The sequence below is a fragment of the Nostoc sp. genome (assembly GCF_036917465.1).
Lineage (GTDB): Bacteria > Cyanobacteriota > Cyanobacteriia > Cyanobacteriales > Nostocaceae > Nostoc.
The window spans coordinates 36461-57595 of the sequence record NZ_JBALDL010000073.1; the positions used below are offsets into that span (position 1 = coordinate 36461).

The following is a 21135-nucleotide window of genomic DNA, read 5'->3' on the forward strand; positions in this document are numbered from 1 at the left end:
GCTTAGATTTATTATTAATTAGATGGTCGGAATTGAGCTTTGATTCTTTGTGCAATGGAAGTAGCTTCACGGCGAATCCTCTCAGGGTCAACCGTGAGCATCTTACGTTTTTCCATTAGAACTTGCCCTTTTACAATTACAGTATCAACATCTTGGGAATCTGCTGCATAAACCAGATGCGAGATGACATCGTAAAGCGGCAATAAGTGTGGTTCTTTAAGTTGGACTTGAATTAAGTCTGCTTGAAGTCCCACCTTAATCGCACCAATTTTATCTGATAATCCAAGTGCTTCAGCACCACCAAGTGTTGCCATACGCAAAACTGTCTTAGCCGGTACAGCAGTAGGGTCTAGAGTAGTCCCTTTATGGATGAGGGCGGTGAGGCGAATTGCCTTCCACATATCAAGAGTGTTGTTCGATGCCGCTCCATCTGTACCTAGACCAATTTTAATTCCTGCTTTCAGCATCGCCGGAATCGGCGCAAAGCCAGAAGCTAGTTTCAAATTCGAGTCAGGATTGTGAATAACACCAACACCGCGTTTGGCCAACAGGGCAATTTCACTTTCGTCAGGCCAGACAACGTGTGCGGCAAATACACGCGGCTCAAGAAAGCCGAGATTTTCTAGATGTTTTACTGGAGTTGCGTTATAGTGTTGCTGGACATCTTTAACTTCAGTTTGTGTCTCTGCTAGGTGAATCGTCAGTGGGACATCATAATGACGCGCAGCCTGAATAGCTTGGCTGAGATGCTCTGGCGAGACAGTGTAGGGAGCGTGCGGAGCAAGAGCTGGTATTATACGTTCATTCTTGCCTTTCCAACGTTTCAGAAAATCGATCGATAAGGCAAAGGCATCATCCCATCCTTGGAAGCCAGGGCTGGGAAAATCTATTGAGGAGGGCGCAATAATGGCGCGTAAGCCACATTCACTAACCACTTTGGCAGCGACATCTGGCTCAAAGTACATATCAACAAACGTTGTTGTACCACCGCGTATCATCTCCCAGCAAGCAAGTTGTTCGCCAACGCGGACAAAATTTTCATCAACGAACTTCCCTTCTGCTGGAAAGATATAATTCTGAAGCCAATCCTGTAATCCTAAGTCATCCGCAAGACCGCGAAACAGAACCATTGCTGAGTGAGAGTGACCATTAACAAGACCCGGCATAAGCACCAGACCGTCGCCTGGAAGCGTCTTGTCGGCTCTGTAAGATGTCATGATGTTGTATTGCGTGTCTACCGCAACAATTTTACCGTCCCGAATGGCGATCGCACCATTTTCAATGACAGGTTGTGCTTCGTTCATCGTTACGATGAAATCGCCACCTACAATAAGTTGTACTCTTTGTTTGCCTTGAGTACCTAGATGATAGTTACTCTGAGCAATAACTATCTGACTGAAAAAGACTAACAAAGTGGTACAGACAAAAAGAACTAACAGCTTATAGTATTTTGTCAGATGATATTTCACACTAAAATATCCTTGTTGAATTTTTTTGTTACTTTATCATCCGTCTAATTGCTACCAATTTCATAATTAAAAATCAGGGTTTATACCAAATCATCTGTAAGCAATCTTCACACATTGGTAGCCTTAAATACATCTAATTTATTACTTTACAAAAAGAAAAAATATTTATTTGTTAACTTTGTTCATAAATAAATCTACTTGCTCTAAAATTTTTTGGCAAACGGAATAATTTCTATCTTTTGCCGTAAATTAAAGGGAAAAAGACCCCAACCATATACATACGTAGCAGCAGATAAAGGGGAAGTCAAAATTATCAATTCCCTTTAATAAAGTCCCGAATCTCAAGCGCCACAACCCCAGCACAAGATTCTGGTAAGTCATTTCCGGCATGGGAAATCATTTTCAATTCAACTTTTGGCATCAGTTGAGTATAAACCCGGCTCTTGGCTAAAGCATCTGGTGTATCTTGGCCACCTTGTAGAATAAAAACTGGCACATCTATCATGTAAAGCCGCTTTTGCACTAATTCTGCATCAATTTCTACTTGTCGGCGTTTGAAAAGTAACTGGCAAGCTATGGGGTAACGCAACAATTCCTGACGTAACTGCAAGTCTTGGGCAATTTTTTCATGCCAACCCAGCATTTTAGTTAAGGGAATTAGCGATCGCAACAATTTAACTATTAGTGGTGGATAATTCAATAATCGCCGCATTTTCCGACAATACTCTTCAAGTCCAGCTATCTCTACACCCTCTGGTGAAACCAGCACCAAACCAGCAACTTTCTCTGGATAATTTAAAGCATAGCTAGCAGCAATCCAACCCCCAAGAGAATGCCCTACTAAATATACTTTTTCTAGCTTTACAGCTTGCAAAAATTCTGCCAAACACTCCACTTGTAAATCTATCGAATGATGGATATTTGGATTCTCCGACTCACCAAATCCTAACAAATCAAGTGCGAAGCAATGAAAATCTTGTGCAAGGGACTCCATAACAGACAACCATTGACTGCTCTCATTCCAAGCACCATGTAGAAAAATTATAGGAGTTTTTTCACCGACTTCACGCCAGAATATTAGCCCTTGAGAGAGCTTTATCCGGGAGTTACGGAATAGTGTATTCATTTTACTTTAGATTAGTCATTGGTCATTGGTTATTGGTCATTAGTCATTAGTTTTGGACAAATTATAAACAGAGAAGTCTGAGCCATTCGCGTAACATCTCGTTGGTGCAGCCTCTCGTAGAGAAGAGAGGCTTCCTTAGATCGGAACTTTGGCGGCAAATGACAAATGACAAATGACAAATGACAAAATATTATTATGCCAATGTTGTCAAGCCATTCAAGTAGTCTTGCAACTGCCGAGTATGGTCATGAGACATCTGTCCTGAAGGTAACAAATTGGGACAGAAAGCTTGGATTTCCATGACTTCTAAAGTATCCTGAATTTCCATTGTCCCATCTACGTCGGCTTCAACCACAATACAAATTGAGTGGATTCTAGGATCGCGGTCTGGTGCGGAGTAAACTCCTACCAAACGGTTAATTTTCAGCAATTCTAGCCCGGTTTCCTCCACCAATTCCCGGCGGACTGTGTTGGGAATATCTTCTCCCCAATCCACTATGCCTCCAGGCAATGCCCAAAGACCATCATCACGCCGTCGGATCAGTACTATTCGACCATCGGGTAAAATTGGGATGATACTAGTGCCAGTAATGGGATGACGAAATATAATACCCAATACTGTTTGTCCAATACGCCATAAGCTACGTGTGGACTGGACAGCTGCCGGAAAAAAAGCAATAACGTTCAATCTTCAAAATTTATATGTTGTATTCTATATTTCTCTACCACTTACATTAACTCAACTCATAAAATTTTTGTTGAGTTTTGTTTTATACAAAAATGTTTGTGGTTTGAGATTTTATTCTGACGATTTACGTAGAATATTATTAATCTTAACATCAAGTTTCAACAGAAGCACTGTATTCATATATACATGATATTTGTTAAGTCAAAAAACTTTTCAGTTTATAAATAACATTAGCCTTGCTCAAACCAGCTATCATTAATATTTTTTCAGGAAACTTTCAAAAATTTAACCTGAATAAGTTAAGTCTAAATTCTGAATTCTGAAGAGGTAATTAAGCGGCATTTGAGATTGCCAACAAATTCTTGATAATTAAGCTTAATATACAAAAATCCTTGGCAAAAACCGCGATCGCACAAACAAACCCTATGAAAAATCTAGCTCTAATATCTGCCATAGCCCTTACTACCACATCTGGATTGGTTTTTGGTACAATGGAAGCCGCCTCCGCCTTAACTTGGAATTGGAATTATTCTGCTACTGGTATAGAGGCGATTGGTACTTTTACCACTGATAATACCCCTGACGATTTGGGTTTTTATCAGATTTTGGGAATTACTGGTACACGAAATGGTGAAACAATTACTAGTCTGCAAGCTGTAGGGACTCCAATACCAGGAAACGAACCTTTTGATGTTGACAATTTAATTAGTCTGAATACTCAGCAGTTAACAGGTGATGGTTTTGGTTATTCTACATCGGGGGGAAACTATTCCAGTCCCTTTTTCGCTAGTTTCTTGTCAATACCAAGTTATTTAGAGGTTTTTTCCGCGCCACCACTGACACCAGGTTCTGAAAATTTTGGCACGGAAGATAGTGAGTTACCGATTAGTTTTTCTGCAACCATAATCACTGTCCCTGAACCCACATCTATCCTTAGCTTACTTGCCCTCGCCACTCTGGGTGTCCCTTCAGCACTCAAATGTAATAAGCAATCCAAGTTAACTGAGAAGAAGCTTGAAAAAGTTTCCTAAAACCATCAATTCTTTGATGTATTTGAATCTCAGAAAAGGTACTTTTCATCTAGCCAGTGGGGACTATTTAAAATTTTTATTGACAAAGTAAGGTAAAATGCGGTAGACTAGTACACTGTTTAAAGTGTATTGATTGCTGCACTAGGCTACAAGTATATCAATAATATTGGTAGCTAATATTGCCTACGTGATGCCTAGTTGCTACTCTTTTGTTGTTTATTAATGAGGTGAACATGGCCAAGCGCCGTAACCCGAAAAAAGAAAAGGCGCTACGGAACCAGGCGTATGCCAGAAAGTTTCGTAAACGAACTACGACAGGAAGAATGCAGAGAAGGTTCCAACAAAGACCACCGAAGAGTGAAGAAGAAGAAGGCGCAGCAACAGCAGCAGACACTGACTAAGCTGACTGCTTAAATCCTTTTTATTTAGATTATTTATCTTTTAGGGCGTACAAATGTACGCCTTTATTTATTTTTGGGCATTGGGCATTGGGCATTGGGCATTGGGCATTGGGCATTGGGCATTGGGTTATTCTCGCTCATCCTCCCCATGCCCCTAATCCCCACTCCCTCTATCGATCGATTTGAGCGCGGGCGGCGATGAGTGCTTTACTAACCTGTAAAAAGCCAGTACCACCGTGACTGTTGCGGGCTGCAACAACTTGACGTGGGGATATTGCCTCGTAAATATCTGCTGCAAATGCCGGATGTAGTTGTTGCCATTCTTCTAATTTCAAATCTTTCAGGAGTTTACCTGCGGCAATACTAGTCTTTACTACCTTACCCACAAGGTTGTAGGCTTCCCGGAAAGGAACACCCCGCGCTGCAAGATAATCTGCTACATCGGTAGCGTTGGAAAAATCTTCGGTTACGGCTTCTGCTAAACGCTGGGTACGAAATTCTAAACCTTCGTTGAGCAAAATCGTCATTGCTTCTAGAGAGGCTTTGACTGTCTTAACGCTATCAAATAGACCTTCTTTGTCTTCTTGCAGGTCTTTGTTATATGCCAAGGGTAGACCCTTCATAATTACTAGCATTGCCTGGAGATGACCAAATACACGTCCCGTTTTACCTCGCACGAGTTCTGGTACATCCGGGTTCTTCTTTTGGGGCATGATACTGGAACCTGTGGCACAGCTATCTTTAAGGGTGACAAAGCGGAATTCTTCAGATGACCAAAGAATGATTTCTTCTGCAAGGCGGCTGAGGTGAACCATAATCAAGCTAGCAGCACACAAGAATTCGATCGCAAAATCGCGATCGCTCACTCCATCGAGGCTGTTAGCATAAATATCGTCAAAATCCAATAGTTTGGCTGTGTAGTGGCGATCGATGGGAAAAGTCGTTCCTGCCAAAGCACCGCACCCCAAAGGTGAGATATTGACGCGGCGAGAAACATCTCCTAAGCGTTCCCAGTCACGTTGCGCCATTTGGAAGTATGCCAAGAGATGGTGAGCTAAACTCACTGGTTGGGCGCGTTGTAGGTGTGTATAGCCAGGAATTAGGGTTTCAACGTGTTTTTCGGCTATATCCAGTAAAACTCCTTGGAATTCTCGCAATTCACTTTTGATTTGCTGGATTTGGTCACGGAGGTAGAGTCTAGTATCAGTACCAACTTGGTCATTACGCGATCGCGCCGTATGCAGTTTTTTACCCACATCGCCGACAATTTCTGTCAGTCGTTTTTCAACTGCAAAATGCACATCTTCAGCATCGATACCAGGCTGAAATTTCCCCTGGTGGTACTCTTGGCGAATTTGTTCTAAACCTGTAACCAGTTGCTCACCTTCCTCTGAGGAGATAATGCCGGTGTGAGCTAGCATTTTGGCATGAGCTTGAGAACCAGTCAGATCGTATTCTATTAATTCAATATCAAAACCTATACTGGCATTAAAACGAGCGATCGCTGGATGCAATGCCGATTCAAACCTCTGGCTCCAAGTTTGTTCTTTGGTCATAAATATCAAGGGAGTGGGCATTAATTTTGGATTTTAGATTAATCATCAATCTAAAATCCAAAATCTAAAATTACTTTAACCGTAGCTAGTTAAATTCCGAATCATATAGCCAATGATTACACCAATCAACAATGCCCACACTTGACCTGTCTGTATAAAATGGCTCCAAGCTTTTTGCATCTGACCCATGACGTTTGGATCGGTAATTGTTTGTGCTAATGCCGTCATATTTACAGGCAAGTGCCAATATAACTGAGATATAAAATCGCTGTAATGGGTCATATTTGGTGATTAAGAGGTTGGGGTGGCAAATTTCAGGATCGGTTTATTTTTCAGAAAAATTACTGATAATGTCCTGAAATCTTGGGTATAACTTTAATGTCTTAACTCAAGATCCAGCCGATGCCAACCGCAATTTCTCGGCAGTTCGCAAAATTTGCCCCGCCAACACTGCGGCACCAAAACCATTATCGATATTTACTACGCCTACTCCCGCAGCACAAGAGTTGAGCATTGTCAATAAAGGGGCTAAACCACCAAAACTTGCGCCATAACCGATGCTGGTGGGTACGGCAATTACAGGACAACTCGCTAAACCCGCAACAACGCTGGGTAAAGCGCCTTCCATCCCCGCTACGACAATTAACACCGATGCGGACTCTATCAGGTGGCGGTTACTCAGTAAACGGTGAATCCCCGCAACACCAACATCCCAGAGGCGTTGTACCCGAAAAGCAGAAAGTTCAGCAGTGACAGCCGCTTCTTCAGCAACGGCTAAATCGGCAGTACCAGCAGAAAGAATGGCAATTTCACCCTGAAATTGTGGTTCGATGGTAGGGGGAGCGATCGCACAAATTCGCGCCGATTCGTAATATCGCAAACCGCTAACTTTTAATTCCAGTGCGGTATAAACTGCTGGTTCAATGCGAGTCGCCATTACCACCGGATTGCGGAGGCGCATCACCTCCATAATTTGAGCAATTTGTTCGGGAGTTTTACCAGGCCCCCAAATCACCTCTGGGAAACCAGTTCTTAGCTGGCGATGATGGTCAATTTTGGCAAACTCACCCACAGACTCATAAGTTAAGTCTTTGAGTGAGTCTAATGCCGTATCTGGCGTAACTTTACCATTGGCAACCGCAACGAGTAGCGATCGCAAAGTTTTTTCATCGGTCATTGGTTTTTGTCCTTTGTCATTTGTCTTTCTTCCTGTGTAAATAACCAATGCCCTATGCCCTATGCCCCATGCCCCGCCCCATGCCTAATCCGTTACTTTGATTTGTTCAATATTCCAGAATGCACCACCGAGGGCAGAGAATTTGATGCCTTCAAAACGATTACGCACGGCTGACATTGCATAAGGATTAACCAGGAAAATAAAAGGTAAATTTTCTTGAGTAATTCTCTGTGTTTCGGCATAAATTGCTTTAACTTTAGCTTCGTCTAATTCTCGCGCAGCTTGAATATAAAGATTTCCAATTTTCGCTTCCCAAGGAGCAACCTCCCAACCCTGAATCGGCTTTTGTCCTGCTTGTGGTTTCTGATTAAACATGTGTAATCCACCTTCAGGTGCCCATACATTAGCACCATCATTCGGTTCTAATCCGCCAGTAAGACCCATCAAAGATCCTTCCCAATCTAAGGAGTTAGAAACTTTATCAGTAAAAGTATTCCATGCCAATGGGGTGAAATCAACTTGAATGCCGATTTTGCTCAAGTCTTGTTTAATCTGCGATCCCATTGCCTCACGGATTTTATTTCCAGCATTGGTAAGCAAAGAGAAACGGACACGATTTCCCTGAGCATCTACTAACTGATTGTTGTTGTAGTTAAATCCTGCTTTTAGTAGTAATTCCTTCGCTTTTTGCTGATTATAATCGTAAACTTTTAACCCTTCTTTAGGGGAAAGGTAATAAGGGCTTTGCACGGAAATGGGTGAATCTTGTGCTACACCTAAGCCGCGAAAAGTGTTATTAATCATTGTTTGGCGGTCAATTCCATAAGCTACAGCCTGCCGAAATTGCACGTTATTGAACCACCGAGACTTAACCGGATCGACTAGTGGTTTTCCATCCCTTTTACCTTTGTTGAGATTGAACCAAACAAATGATGTAGCGGATGTTGGCCCACCATTATAAATGGTGAAATTACTCTGCTTTTCTTGCACCTTGAGCAAAGAAAAGTAATCTGGCGATACTGCCACAGTATCTAATCCACCAGAACGAAATTGCAGCAAGGAAGTATCTGTAGATTCTACAATTTGCCAAATTACCCGTTCAATATAAGGTTGGGAATTGCCTTGAGCATCCTTACGCCAGTAGTAAGGGTTGCGCCGGAAGGATACACGCTGACTCGTGTCGTAGCGCTCTATTTTGTAAGGGCCGTTGACAATAATTTGGTCGGGAGGAGTATCAACGCCCCATTGTGTCAGAAAAATCGGCTTCCCATCTTGGTCTTTCGTTTTTACCGATTTTTGCAACACATGAGCGGGCAAAATTGGATAACTTGTACTCAGCAGGAAAGGTCTAAAAGGTTCTGGTACGCTAAACTCAACTCGACGTTCATCCACTTTTTGCACAGTGGGTAGCTTCCGACTTTCACCAACCCTCAAGCCGTCTCTCACATCTGTAGGAATGGCTTCGTTAAAGTAGATATCGTTGTAGGTAAACACCACATCATCTACTGTTAGCGGCTGACCATCAGACCATTTCAACCCTTGGCGTAGGGTAAAAACAATCTTTAATTTATCATCGGAAATTTGCCAGGATTCCGCTAAGGCTGGCTCAACTTTAGCAGTTATCGGGTTTTGGGTAATTAGCCCCTCGTAAATTAGAGGAAAAACATTTGGAGACTCTTGACTAAGAGGATAATTAAAAGTTTTGGGATCGCTGAGAATGGCGTTTACCAATTGCGGCACTTTAGCGGATGCACTTTTGAAGTTAGTGGGGTTACATGCAGTAAGTGTAAGTGCTGTTGCTGAAATCAAAATTATTGGCAACCAAAAACGTTTAATTTCCAGAAATATTTTTCTAAAAATTTTCATAATTTCAAATTTATTTCCATTCTAATCAGTCTTGAATATCTTTATCAAAGGCTAAAACCAAAGTCATTCTGAAGCAACCAGCAAGACAACAGCATAAGCACATATCCCTTCTTCACGTCCAACGGGGCCTAATTTTTCGTTGGTAGTAGCTTTGATGCCAATTTGATTTGGTTCTAATTCTAAAACTGCGGCTAGTTTGTCGCGCATGTTGTTAATATGCGGCTTTAATTTGGGACGTTCTGCTACTACCACCGAGTCAATATTTCCTATCTCCCAACCTTGATCCCGAATTAGTTGATGTACTTGAGTTAATAGTACTAAACTATCTGCCCCCGCCCATTTAGCATCGCTAGGCGGAAAATAATGACCAATATCCCCCAAAGATAATGCCCCAAGCATGGCATCCATAATCGCGTGCGTTAATACATCAGCGTCACTATGTCCCAATAAACCCAGTTCATGGGGAATTTCAATTCCACCTAAAATCAAAGCGCGATCGCTCACCAGTTGATGAATATCGTAGCCGTTACCAATACGAATTTTTGTCATTTGTCATTTGTCATTTGTCATTTGTCAGGAGTTAGAAATGATTATTCATTCCCCTGCTCCCCCTGCCCCCTGCTCCCATTCGTCTAGGAGATCGGGGCGGCGATCGCGGGTTTTTTGAATTTGTTGCTCGTAACGCCACTTGGCGATCGCGGCATGATTGCCACTGAGCAAAACATCAGGCACTTTCAAACCGCGAAAATTGGCAGGACGAGTATATTGGGGATAATCCAATAACCCTTCCTCAAAACTTTCTGCGGTGAGAGACTCTGTTTTGGCAACGGTTCCTGGTATTAGTCGGACTACACCATTAATCAAAGCCATTGCTGGAATTTCCCCACCAGTCAGAATAAAATCGCCTAAAGATACTTCCCTAGTTACCAAATGCAGCACCCTCTCATCCACTCCTTCGTAATGTCCGCAAATAACTACTAACTGGTCATAATTTGTCACCAATTCTTTCAAAAGAGGTTGATTAATTGTTTGCCCCTGTGGACTCATCAAAATTATTTCTCTTCGGGGCAGAATCGGCAGCGACTCCACAGCATTAAAAATCGGCTCTGGCTTCATTAACATCCCAACGCCGCCGCCGTAGGGTTCATCATCGACCTTCCGGTGCTTGTCAGTGGTAAAGTCCCGTGGATTAACCAGATGCACTTCGGCAATCTGTTTAGCTAAAGCTTTACCCAGTAATCCCGAATTGAGAACAGAGTTAAAACAGTCAGGAAAAAGTGTAACTATATCAAAGCGCACAGTTATTCGTATTCAAGGACACTAATCTTAAATTTGGATGTTTAGCAAACATCGCCAAGCCAAGGTCGAGTCAAACTCCAGTTAAACTTTATCAATAGTATCTAAAACTACCAGACCTCTTGGATTTTAGATGGGATCAAAAGTTTTTCTAATTACTTAATTTATGTTTAAATGTTGTCACAAGTACATTTAAATTAATAATCATATCAAGTTAACAACTTCCAGGATGCATCGAGCCAGCCTCAGAAACAAGCGTAGTCTTAACTGCTCGCCCCCAGCCCCAGAAGGGGAATCTAGCCCCAAAAAGACTATTTTGCCCTGCTGCAAGTGGACAGGTGAAAAACAAGTACCTGGCTTTGAGGAATGGGAACAAACACGTTTAAACTGAGGCAACGTGAGCGTTAAGCGAGAATTTCGAGAGTGGCTGCCCAGTTTCAAAACTTCCAAAAAGTGTCCTCTCGAAGAAGTAAAACGCAAAAATCACCAGGCTTCTAAACCTTGTTAAATTCACCTGAAGTTGTTGACAGGAGAAACAAAATGCCGCAATTACAAGCTAAATCGCTAGAAATGAGGACACCCCAAGCAACTAAAACCGCCGTTCTGGTTATCGGAGGCGCAGAAGACAAAGTTCATGGGCGCGAAATCCTACGAACTTTTTTTGGACGTGCCGGTGCTAGTAAGGCTTATATTACAATTATTCCATCTGCCTCTCGTGAACCAGCCATCATTGGTGGTCGGTACATTCGCATTTTTGAAGAAATGGGTGCCCAAAAGGTAGAGATTTTAGACATCCGCGAACGCGAACAGTGTGAAGCCTCTCAAATCAAAGCATCCTTAGAAGCCTGTAGTGGAGTATTTTTGACAGGAGGGGATCAGCTGCGTCTCTGTGGCGTATTAGCAGATACGCCAGCAATGGAAATTATTCGGCAGAGAGTAAGGGCAGGGCAACTGACGTTAGCAGGCACAAGTGCAGGAGCGGCAGTAATGGGGCATCACATGATTGCTGGTGGCGGGAGTGGAGAATCGCCAAATCGTTCCCTAGTCGATATGGCAACGGGTTTGGGATTTATTCCTGAAGTAATCGTTGACCAACATTTTCACAATCGGAATCGGATGGGGCGGCTGATAAGTGCGATCGCAGCTCACCCCGATCGTTTAGGTATTGGCATTGACGAAGATACTTGTGCAGTATTTGAACGGGATGGTTGGTTACAAGTTATGGGTAAAGGCAGTGTCACCATTGTCGATCCCACTGAAGCCACCCACACCAACGAACCCCATGTTGGTGCTAATGAACCATTAACCGTACATAATTTACGTCTCCATATCCTCAGCTACGGCGATCGCTTTCACCTGTACCAGCGCACCGTATTGCCTGCCGTACACCGGATATCCAGCTGACGGGATGGAGTATCTGAGGTTACACTGACGTTGACCACAAATTTTAGATTTTGGATTTTGGATTTTAGAAAAAGAAGAGATTTTCGGCAGATGCTGCCAGAAAGTGGGCGAAACAAATCTAAAAAACCCTCGATGACTCGTTGACGCTACGCTATCGTAAATCTAAAATTACCAGAGCTAAGTACCCTAATTGTCTCTTTTAATCCAAAATCATAAATCTAAAATCGGTTGACCGCACATTTATTTCTTGTTGTAGAAAAATGATGAGAATACTATGTAAAAAGAAAAAACTGTTTGCAACGAACAGTTTAGCGGTCAATTTCAGTAAGAAACTAGAATTTTAGTTCCGAATCTCCATCTACCTATTCCCATGAGAATCCTCAAGATCCAGACCTTACGCGGCCCAAACTATTGGAGCATTCGACGCCACAAGCTGATCGTCATGCGCCTCGATTTAGAAACCCTTGCCGAGTCGCCCTCGAATGAAATCCCTGGCTTTTATGAAGGACTAGTTGAGGCGCTGCCGAGTCTGGAGGGTCATTATTGTTCGCCCGGCTGTCGTGGTGGTTTTCTGATGCGAGTCAAAGAAGGCACTATGATTGGCCACATCGTAGAACACGTAGCCCTAGAACTCCAGGAATTAGCTGGTATGCATGTTGGCTTTGGTCGCACCCGCGAAACTGCCACACCCGGAATTTATCAAGTAGTAATCGAGTACCAGAATGAGGAAGCGGGACGCTACGCTGGACGAGCCGCAGTCAGGCTATGCCAGAGTATCGTCGATCGAGGCCGTTATCCCAAGGCAGAATTAGAGCAAGATATCCAAGACCTGAAAGACTTCACCCGTGATGCTTCATTAGGCCCTTCCACTGAAGCAATTATCAAAGAAGCAGAAAAAAGAGGTATTCCCTGGATGTCTCTGGAAGCCCGCTTTTTGATTCAGCTAGGCTACGGCGTGAACCAGAAGCGGATGCAAGCCACAATGACTGACAACACCAGCATTCTAGGCGTAGAACTAGCTTGCGACAAAGAAGCCACGAAACGTATCCTGGCTGCGGCTGGTGCGCCAGTACCCAGAGGTACGGTAATCAACTTCTTAGACGATTTAGAACAAGCTATTGAATACGTTGGCGGCTATCCCATCGTCCTTAAGCCAGTCGATGGTAATCATGGACGCGGGATCACGATTGACATCAGAACTTGGGAAGAAGCGGAAGCCGGATATGAAGCTGCTAGACAGGTTTCCCGGTCAATTATCGTCGAAAGATATTACCTTGGGCGCGACCACAGGGTGTTGGTAGTAAATGGCAAAGTAGTCGCAGTAGCTGAACGTGTCCCGGCTCACGTCATTGGCAATGGCAGATCCACCATCTCCGAACTGATTGAGGAAACAAACCTCGACCCGAATCGCGGTGAAGGACATGATAACGTCCTGACCAAGATTGAACTAGACCGCACCAGCTACCAACTTTTAGAAAGACAAGGTTATACCCTCAACAGTGTGCCACCCAAAGGAACCCTTTGTTATCTCAGAGCAACGGCAAACTTAAGCACCGGAGGTAGTGCCGTAGACCGTACTGATGAAATTCACCCAGAAAATCTGTGGTTAGCACAACGGGTAGTCAAGATTATCGGTTTGGATATCGCCGGACTAGATATTGTTACCACAGATATTGGTCGTCCTCTGCGGGAAGTGGATGGCGTAATTGTCGAAGTTAACGCTGCTCCTGGCTTTCGGATGCACGTCGCCCCAAGCGTGGGTATTCCCCGCAACGTCGCCGGTGCGGTGATGGATATGCTGTTTCCCAACGAGCAATCTAACCAAATTCCCATCCTCAGTATTACTGGTACTAACGGGAAAACCACTACTACACGACTACTAGCACATATTTATAAACAGACTGGGAAGGTAGTTGGATATACTACAACCGATGGAACATACATCGGTGAGTACTTAGTGGAAGCTGGCGACAACACAGGCCCCCAAAGCGCCCATGTTATTCTCCAAGATCCCACAGTGGAAGTAGCGGTACTAGAAACGGCTCGCGGTGGTATTCTCCGCTCTGGATTGGGCTTTGAAGCCGCAAATGTCGGAGTGGTTTTAAATGTAGCCGCAGATCACTTAGGAATAGGCGATATAGAGACTATTGACCAGTTAGCTAACCTCAAAAGTGTAGTAGCGGAAGCCGTATTCCCTGATGGCTACGCCGTACTTAACGCCGACGATCGCCGCGTCGCCGCTATGTCAGAAAAAACTAAGGCTAATATTGCTTACTTCACAATGAACCCCGACTCGGAATTGGTGCGAAAGCATATCCAAAAGGGTGGAGTGGCCGCAGTATATGAAAGTGGCTATTTGTCAATTGTTAAAGGTGATTGGACACATCGGATAGAAAGAGCGGAAAATATACCTTTAACAATGGGCGGACGTGCGCCGTTTATGATTGCCAACGCTTTAGCTGCAAGTTTGGCTGCATTCGTGCAGAACGTCACAATTGAGCAGATTCGTGCTGGTTTGAAGACTTTCCGGGCTTCAGTTAGTCAAACGCCGGGACGAATGAATTTATTTAATTTAGGCAACTACCACGCTTTAGTAGATTATGCCCACAACGCAGCCAGTTACGAAGCTGTAGGTTCCTTTGTACAGAACTGGACTACAGGACAACGAATTGGTGTAATTGGTGGCCCTGGCGATCGCCGCGACGAAGACTTTGTTACTTTGGGCAAATTAGCAGCACAAATTTTTGATTACATCATTGTTAAAGAAGATGATGACACACGGGGACGTTTACGAGGTTCAGCCGCCCAGTTGATTATTCAAGGCATCACCCAGGTGAAGCCTGATAGCCGCTATGAATCAATTTTGGATGAAACCCAAGCGATTAATAAAGGCTTAGATATGGCTCCTGATAACAGTCTGGTGGTTATTTTACCAGAAAGTGTGACTAGGGCTATTAAGTTAATTAAGCTGCGTGGTTTAGCGAAAGAAGAGACACATCAACAAAATACTGGCACAACTGCGATCGATTCCCAAAATGGGATCGCACCTTCTTCTGTAGTCAATACACTACTGTAGTCAAAAGTCAAGAGTCAAAAATAAAAATAACCCAATAATCACTAATTCGTAATTGCAATGAGTGGGAGCTTGTGCGCTCTCAATTACGAATTACGAATTCTTACGACTCTTGACTATTGTTTTTCGTCTTCTGGATTAGTTTCATCACTGGGGGTTTTCATTTCCTCCTTAAAACCTCGTAGGGTTTTGCCCAGTGCAGTGCCGAGTTCGGGAATTTTTTTAGGGCCAAAAATTAGAATAGCGACTGTGGTAATTACAGCGATTTCTGGCCATCCTAGTCCAAACATAGACATTTCCTCTAACGCATCTGTAATTAAATATAAACATTGATGGCTCAAATCCGATGAGTTGGCCATTGATAAGCACTCGACCCTCTTGTATAATCAGGGTATAAATAAAATGAATGCGTACCGCATTTTTACATATAGCAATACTAATATCGCCAAATAAATATCTCAACTTTTATCATCTATTTCATCTTCGATAGCTTCAGCCATCAAATCTTCTTGCTGTTCAATTTCATTTAACTCTTCGTCAGACACATCAAGTTCTTTCTTCGCAAAGACTCGCCTAGCCTTTCTGTCGAAAGGGCAATATTGGCTTCTAGTGTGTCCCGACTTGGTTGACACTCTTTACATAATTCCAGAATTTCAACTAAAGAGAATTTTGCTGGTTCAAACTGATGTCCATAAGTAAACCTTTTTAATTTATTAGACTCCATTTTGCAATTTCCTTAAAATGATTAGTTAGAGCGACTTATTTAAAATAGTCCTAACTGTACTGACTGGTTATTATCAGCATTTTCTATGGCTATTGCTGGTAAATCTGCTGGAGGTTCAACAACCAAAGGTGAATTTTCTTCAAATCTCAGTTTTGAGCTTTTGATGTAGTTTTCATCAATCTCAAAAGCTAACCAGCGTCTTTGTAAAGTTTCTGCAACTCGACCTGTCATATTAGAACCAGCAAAAGGTTCTAAGATAATATCACCTGGTTCTGTACAAAGATTGATAACAAACTCTGGTAAAGCTTGAGGGAATCTTGCCGGGTGTGGCTTAAAACCTTTTTGTTTGCAACGCCTTTGGTAATAATCGTTGGAAGCAGTATTTGAGGCAGAAATCAAATTTACGGGCTGGACTAAATCTTCAAATAAAGTTTCTTTTATAAGAGTCTGTTGCCCTATTTCTTCTTTGTCTGTACTACAACGTCCATCAATAATATTTGGGGGAATAGCTCCCCCTCTGTCCTTGCCAAATTTATCAGAAATATCATGACCTGATGGCCTAATTTTGGGTTTATAGCCATTCTTCAAAAGGTTTTTCATTGCATCACTATAAGGCTTTAAAACTCTTCTATTATTAGCTTTAGGATGCGGTTCTTTTGACAGCCACCAAATTGTATTTACCGAATCTTTAACTCTTTCCCTACGGACTGTTACCCATTCGGCAGGGGTGGGTAGTTTTGCTGGATTATACCAATATAATTCTTGTGCCAGATAAAATCCCAGTCCACCTTTTTCTTTTGCTTTGCACAAAGCAATAACCAGTTCAAAATGATAAAGAGAACGAACTGGCATTCCTTTAATCCAACTGCCACCAATATCAATAACTAGTGAGCCTGTTGGTTTAAGAATACGGTAAAAATGTGCCGCATAATCTTTAAACCATTCAACATATTCATCAGCATCAACATTTCCGTATTCTTTTTTACGAACCAGTGCAAATGGTGGAGAAGTACAAATTAGGTCGATACTTTCGTCGGGAATATGTCTCATTAAATCTAGGCTGTTTCCCAAATAAGCAGCACCAAATTTTGTTTCGTAGTAGGGGTTACAGTTAAGTTTCATCTAAACTTGCTTAGTACAATTGTACGGTCGATGAAGACAGTATCATCCATAAAAGCATAAGTTTTCCAACTGGAGCTATTTTTTTGCTCACTTTGCTGTATGAATAGAGAAATCTACCAAGTATCAGCCACAGTATTACATACGATGTATATCGAGTCTGATTGATACAGAACTGGACACGTTGAGCAAAGAAAGCGATCGCTAGCTCAACTAACTTCCCATTGGATTGGTAATTGGCAAACCTAACCACTCACTTAATTCGTGAGCTAACCATTCAAGTTCTACTTCGGATTTAATACCGACATCGTTTCCACTAATCTGATATTTTTGTACTCCTGAGCAAATATATAATTGTGCTGAAACATCAACTCTATTGCCTTCAGAGTCTTTAGTAAAGTATTTGGGAATGTAAACCAACTTATTAACACTTTTCCTTGGGGATGGGCGGGGACGCTCAAATTTCCAACTAAACAACTCCCTGCTTAGGGCAATTTGTTCTGCATTTAGGCGTAAACAGATGCGTCCAAACAAACTAAAGATAAATGTATACACCATCAGACAGCCAGCACTCCAAAAAGGAAGTGAGAACAAAGCAAAGGGGATATTGGCAGGAAAAGGGGCCGAAAGAGCGCCAATTGTCCAAACCAGGATAAATGAATTCCAGGCGATCGCAAATACACCTGTAAATAATATTGATGAATTCAAACCAGGCGGTGGGACAATAATTTCTAGAGAATCCCCATTTTTGGTTAGTTGAATCTTACTGCCGTCTGGTTTGCTTCCAACCAAAGCAGGTAAGTTTGTCGTTGCTGGTTTATCTAAAGCTGCGATTGCTTCGATAGCAGAATTGAAACGCCGTTCTAAACTCGGTTCAGTCATTGACTTCAACCAGCGAGTCAATCCAGGACTCACATTAGCCGCTTGTTCAAACTGAATCCGAAAATCCTTTTGGGGTAAATCGGCTGGATGAGTACCCGTAACTAAATAAATTAAAGTTGCACCTAAGCTATAAAGATCAGAAGCTGGAACCGTGCGTCCGCCAAATTGCTCCTGTGGCATATAGCCGTAGCTTCCCACCACAGTCCTAGTTCCGCTTTCTGTGGCTAGGACAGTTTGCACCGAACCAAAATCTACCAGATAAACTTCACCGACACGATTACCAGAGCGATCGCCCAATAAAATATTACTAGGCTTAATATCACGATGGATTACAGGTGGATGCAACCCATGTAAGTAAATCAGAATCTCTAAAAGAGCCTTGGCTATCTGTTTGATTTCGGCTTCCGTAAAAGTCCGCCCAGTTTTTAAGTATTGCTCTAGAGTTGGAGCTGGGATATAAGTTTGTACTAGGGCAAATCCTTTGATGGTTGGTGAATTTACCTCAAAATAGTCTAAATAGCGAGGTATTAAGGGATGTGACAAAGATTTTAGAGTTTCAGCTTCTCGCTCAAACAGCTTGAGCGAATCCCATTCAAAGTCACCACCAAAAGAGAGTAACTTGATGATGACTAATTGCTGAGTATTCAAATCACGAGCTACAAGTGTCCGCCGTCCTGCTTTTTTTCCTAATAGCTGCTGAACTTCATAGCGTTCGGCTAATATTTCGCCAATCATTATGGTTTCTTAATAATGCTACGTTTGAAAAGTTTTAATAGCTTATGACTTTTCAATTTCGGCAAATCGATATCTTTAGTATAATTGCGTAATTCTATGCCCTCCCAACTTTGGCCTTATATTACTCCTGGTATTCCTGATGAATTATTCGAGCATTTGCCAGGAATTCCCCTGAGTCAGCGAGAAGTTAGACTATTGTTAATTGCCCAACTACGACTAAAATCTGATTCTGTGTTGTGGGATATTGGTGCAGGGACAGGTACAATTCCTGTAGAGGTGGGGCTATTGTGTCCAAAGGGTCAGATTATCGCTATAGAAAGGGATGAAGAAGTAGCTAATCTGATCAAGCGTAACTGCGATCGCTTTGAAGTGAAAAACGTCGAAGTAATTGAAGGTAGCGCCCCAGAGTGTCTACATAACCTTAAGGTTGCTCCTCACCGTGTTTGTATTGAGGGAGGAAGACTCATCCAAGAAATTCTACAAGCAGCATGGCATTATTTGCCACCATCCGGTCGGGTTGTAGCTACAGCTGCTAATCTAGAGAGTCTGTATGCTATTTCTCAGAGCTTTTCTCTGTTAAGGGCTAGAAATATCGAAGTAGTGCAGTCTGCGGTTAACCGCTTAGAGACGCGCGGCTTTTCTCAAACCTTTACCGCCGTTGATCCAATTTTTATCCTCAGTGGTGAGAAACTGGATTAGGAACTGGGGAGTAGGGACTGGGGACTGGGGACTAGGGACTGGGGACTAGGGACTAGGGACTAGGGACTAGGGACTGGGAAAAAGTTTTCCAAATACTCAATACCCAATACCTAATACCCAATACCCAATACCCAATACCCAATGCCCAATACCCAGTACCCAGTCCCCAATACCCAGTCCCCAGTACCCAATACTTCTATGCCTTGGTCTCGGATTATTAGTGGAATTGTTGCGATCGCTCTTGCTCTATCTGTTAGCCTTTTGGGTGGTTGGTATTTTACCATCATGTTTGCGGTTATCATCTTTTTGGGTCAACAGGAATATTTTAATTTGGTGCGAGCCAGAGGTATCGCTCCCGCCGCCAAAACCACTATGGCTGTCAGCCTAGTTTTGCTAGTAATTTCTACCATTGATGGCAGTTTAGCTGACGCTGTAATGCCCTTAGCTGGCACGCTTATCTGTTTTTACCTATTATTTCAGCCCAAATTTGCCACGATCGCTGATGTTTCCGCTTCTATAATGGGGCTATTTTACGTAGGTTATTTGCCGAGTTACTGGGTGCGATTACGAGCAATTGATAGTGCCGTTTTTAGCAATCTCCCTTTAGGAGGTTACTGGCCTACAACCTGGGTAGACTTCTGGGAAAAAGCAAGTTCTGCTTCCTTACCACAAGGTTTTACAGCAACAATGCTGACTTTTTTGTGTATTTGGGCAGCCGATATTGGCGCTTACACCATTGGCAAATTCTTTGGTAAAACCCGTCTGTCTGAGATTAGCCCGAAAAAAACTGTAGAAGGTGCTGTTTTTGGCATTACTTCCAGTGTTGCTGTAGCCATAGCAGGAGCCTATTATCTCCACTTGCCCAGATCCCTGTTTACTGGTTTAGCATTGGGTTTGCTGATTGGCATTGCTAGTCTTTTAGGGGATCTTACCGAGTCTATGCTCAAGCGCGATGCTGGAGTCAAAGATTCTGGACAATTAATTCCCGGTCATGGTGGTATTTTAGACCGGACTGATAGTTATATTTTCACAGCACCTTTGGTTTATTATTTTGTGACACTACTGTTGCCGCTACTATAGAAACGTGTAGCATCTTAACCACCTATCACAGTCAATTCATCCTGTGGAACTCACATTAGGATAGGATATTTTTTTATTTTTCATCATCAAGGATTAACGTTAATCCGCCCCCGACACACTAGCTTACCTGGGATCAGCGTTAGTTCTTGGATATCGACATCTGAGCCAAGATCCAGATTGTACTGGCGATCGCCCTCTAATATATCTCCTTGTTCGGGTTTAATTTCTATATGTGCTACTTGCAACTCATGCCCACTGAGTAAATTTAAGCTCAGACGAATCTCTAAAGGTGTTATTTCACTGTTGGTTACTTTCGTACCTCGCAGTATAATTTGATTGTTGTCAAGGATAATTTCTTGCCAATTAATTGGTTGTGACTTTGGGAAATATGTGGGTAAAACCTTAACCAGCAAATCGCTCAAAGCAGTCGATAATAAGTCAGATGAGAGAGAAGCATTCAGATCCTTCTCATCTACGATCAAATCGCCAACCACGGGTACTGTTTCTAACAGCTTTAAAGTCTTACCTTTAAGTATGGAACCAATGTTTATCTGAATATTTTCTGCCGTTAATTGAAGTTGTGTAATCAGGAGACCTTGATAAACTGCATGAGTAGCAAAAATAGATACCAAAGGGATACGTCCAGAGAGAAGTTGGCGATCGCTGGCTTTAATCTCCACTTCTAATTTAGATATTTGGCTCACTTGCGCTCTCAACCAGAGCTTAAGGGCTTTTGTGAGTACCTGCGTAATTATGCGGATTTTATTGGCACTTGTCGTTTGGGAATTTTGCTCTGGCATCTAACCAAT

General features: G+C 42.7%; 20 protein-coding genes. 6 read left to right on the forward strand and 14 right to left on the reverse strand.

The genetic code is table 11. The features are described from left to right. Positions 1-14: 14 nt before the first annotated feature. The 3 genes from V7K38_RS17495 to V7K38_RS17505 all read right to left on the reverse strand — a co-directional run bounded on the left by V7K38_RS17495 (position 15) and on the right by V7K38_RS17505 (position 3283). Complete coding sequence (locus V7K38_RS17495; protein ID WP_334859637.1) at positions 15-1469, reverse strand: amidohydrolase; 1455 nt, start codon at positions 1467-1469, stop codon at positions 15-17. A 313-nt stretch (positions 1470-1782) separates the two neighbouring features. After that, complete coding sequence (locus tag V7K38_RS17500; RefSeq protein ID WP_334859639.1) at positions 1783-2595, reverse strand: alpha/beta fold hydrolase; 813 nt, start codon at positions 2593-2595, stop codon at positions 1783-1785. A 193-nt stretch (positions 2596-2788) separates the two neighbouring features. After that, a complete protein-coding gene (locus V7K38_RS17505; protein ID WP_334859641.1) occupies positions 2789-3283 on the reverse strand; it encodes an NUDIX hydrolase in 495 nt (164 codons plus the stop codon). 425 nt (positions 3284-3708) lie between these two features. Between V7K38_RS17505 and V7K38_RS17510 the strand changes: the two genes are divergently transcribed. Both V7K38_RS17510 and V7K38_RS17515 read left to right on the forward strand, forming a co-directional pair. Then, complete coding sequence (locus tag V7K38_RS17510) at positions 3709-4314, forward strand: PEP-CTERM sorting domain-containing protein (RefSeq protein ID WP_334859642.1); 606 nt, start codon at positions 3709-3711, stop codon at positions 4312-4314. 285 nt (positions 4315-4599) lie between these two features. Further along, positions 4600-4728, forward strand: a complete 129-nt coding sequence (locus V7K38_RS17515; protein WP_334859684.1) for a hypothetical protein — start codon at positions 4600-4602, stop codon at positions 4726-4728. A gap of 157 nt (positions 4729-4885) precedes the next feature. Here V7K38_RS17515 and argH read toward each other — a convergent pair whose 3' ends face one another. The 6 genes from argH to trmD all read right to left on the reverse strand — a co-directional run bounded on the left by argH (position 4886) and on the right by trmD (position 10613). Next, positions 4886-6271 (reverse strand): argininosuccinate lyase, encoded by a 1386-nt coding sequence (argH, locus tag V7K38_RS17520; RefSeq protein ID WP_334859644.1) that lies wholly within the window; start codon positions 6269-6271, stop codon positions 4886-4888. Between the two features lie 75 nt (positions 6272-6346). Further along, positions 6347-6553 (reverse strand): hypothetical protein, encoded by a 207-nt coding sequence (locus V7K38_RS17525; RefSeq protein WP_334859646.1) that lies wholly within the window; start codon positions 6551-6553, stop codon positions 6347-6349. Positions 6554-6659: 106 nt separating this feature from the next. Further along, positions 6660-7448 (reverse strand): nickel pincer cofactor biosynthesis protein LarB, encoded by a 789-nt coding sequence (gene larB, locus V7K38_RS17530; protein ID WP_334859648.1) that lies wholly within the window; start codon positions 7446-7448, stop codon positions 6660-6662. Between the two features lie 84 nt (positions 7449-7532). After that, positions 7533-9314 carry an ABC transporter substrate-binding protein gene (locus V7K38_RS17535; protein WP_334859649.1) on the reverse strand — a complete coding sequence of 594 codons (1782 nt, stop codon included), beginning with the start codon at positions 9312-9314 and terminating at the stop codon, positions 7533-7535. A 63-nt stretch (positions 9315-9377) separates the two neighbouring features. Continuing rightward, positions 9378-9863, reverse strand: coding sequence for a 2-C-methyl-D-erythritol 2,4-cyclodiphosphate synthase (gene ispF / locus V7K38_RS17540; protein WP_334859650.1), 486 nt, complete (start codon positions 9861-9863; stop codon positions 9378-9380). A gap of 45 nt (positions 9864-9908) precedes the next feature. After that, entirely contained in the window at positions 9909-10613 is a 705-nt protein-coding gene (trmD, locus tag V7K38_RS17545) for a tRNA (guanosine(37)-N1)-methyltransferase TrmD (RefSeq protein ID WP_334859652.1), read from the reverse strand. A 537-nt stretch (positions 10614-11150) separates the two neighbouring features. On the opposite strand from trmD, the gene V7K38_RS17550 reads away from it, so the two are divergent. Further along, a complete protein-coding gene (locus V7K38_RS17550) occupies positions 11151-12014 on the forward strand; it encodes a cyanophycinase (RefSeq protein ID WP_012412065.1) in 864 nt (287 codons plus the stop codon). A gap of 370 nt (positions 12015-12384) precedes the next feature. Next, a complete protein-coding gene (cphA, locus tag V7K38_RS17555; protein ID WP_334859654.1) occupies positions 12385-15090 on the forward strand; it encodes a cyanophycin synthetase in 2706 nt (901 codons plus the stop codon). Between the two features lie 113 nt (positions 15091-15203). Here the strand turns inward: cphA and tatA are convergent, their stop codons facing one another. The 4 genes from tatA to V7K38_RS17575 all read right to left on the reverse strand — a co-directional run bounded on the left by tatA (position 15204) and on the right by V7K38_RS17575 (position 18547). Continuing rightward, complete coding sequence (gene tatA, locus V7K38_RS17560) at positions 15204-15377, reverse strand: twin-arginine translocase TatA/TatE family subunit (protein ID WP_334859681.1); 174 nt, start codon at positions 15375-15377, stop codon at positions 15204-15206. 168 nt (positions 15378-15545) lie between these two features. After that, positions 15546-15719, reverse strand: a complete 174-nt coding sequence (locus tag V7K38_RS17565) for a hypothetical protein (RefSeq protein WP_334859656.1) — start codon at positions 15717-15719, stop codon at positions 15546-15548. Between the two features lie 131 nt (positions 15720-15850). Beyond that, on the reverse strand, positions 15851-16933 hold the full coding sequence (locus V7K38_RS17570) for a DNA-methyltransferase (protein WP_334859657.1): 1083 nt from the start codon (positions 16931-16933) through the stop codon (positions 15851-15853). A 210-nt stretch (positions 16934-17143) separates the two neighbouring features. After that, positions 17144-18547: a serine/threonine protein kinase gene (locus tag V7K38_RS17575; protein ID WP_334859660.1), complete on the reverse strand. Its 1404-nt coding sequence runs from the start codon at positions 18545-18547 to the stop codon at positions 17144-17146. Between the two features lie 96 nt (positions 18548-18643). Here V7K38_RS17575 and cbiT point away from each other — a divergent pair, with 96 nt between their 5' ends. Both cbiT and V7K38_RS17585 read left to right on the forward strand, forming a co-directional pair. Continuing rightward, positions 18644-19246, forward strand: a complete 603-nt coding sequence (gene cbiT, locus V7K38_RS17580; RefSeq protein WP_334859661.1) for a precorrin-6Y C5,15-methyltransferase subunit CbiT — start codon at positions 18644-18646, stop codon at positions 19244-19246. A gap of 198 nt (positions 19247-19444) precedes the next feature. Further along, positions 19445-20326: a phosphatidate cytidylyltransferase gene (locus V7K38_RS17585; protein WP_334859683.1), complete on the forward strand. Its 882-nt coding sequence runs from the start codon at positions 19445-19447 to the stop codon at positions 20324-20326. A gap of 86 nt (positions 20327-20412) precedes the next feature. Here the strand turns inward: V7K38_RS17585 and V7K38_RS17590 are convergent, their stop codons facing one another. Beyond that, positions 20413-21126: an LmeA family phospholipid-binding protein gene (locus V7K38_RS17590; RefSeq protein ID WP_334859662.1), complete on the reverse strand. Its 714-nt coding sequence runs from the start codon at positions 21124-21126 to the stop codon at positions 20413-20415. Between the last annotated feature and the right edge of the window lie 9 nt (positions 21127-21135).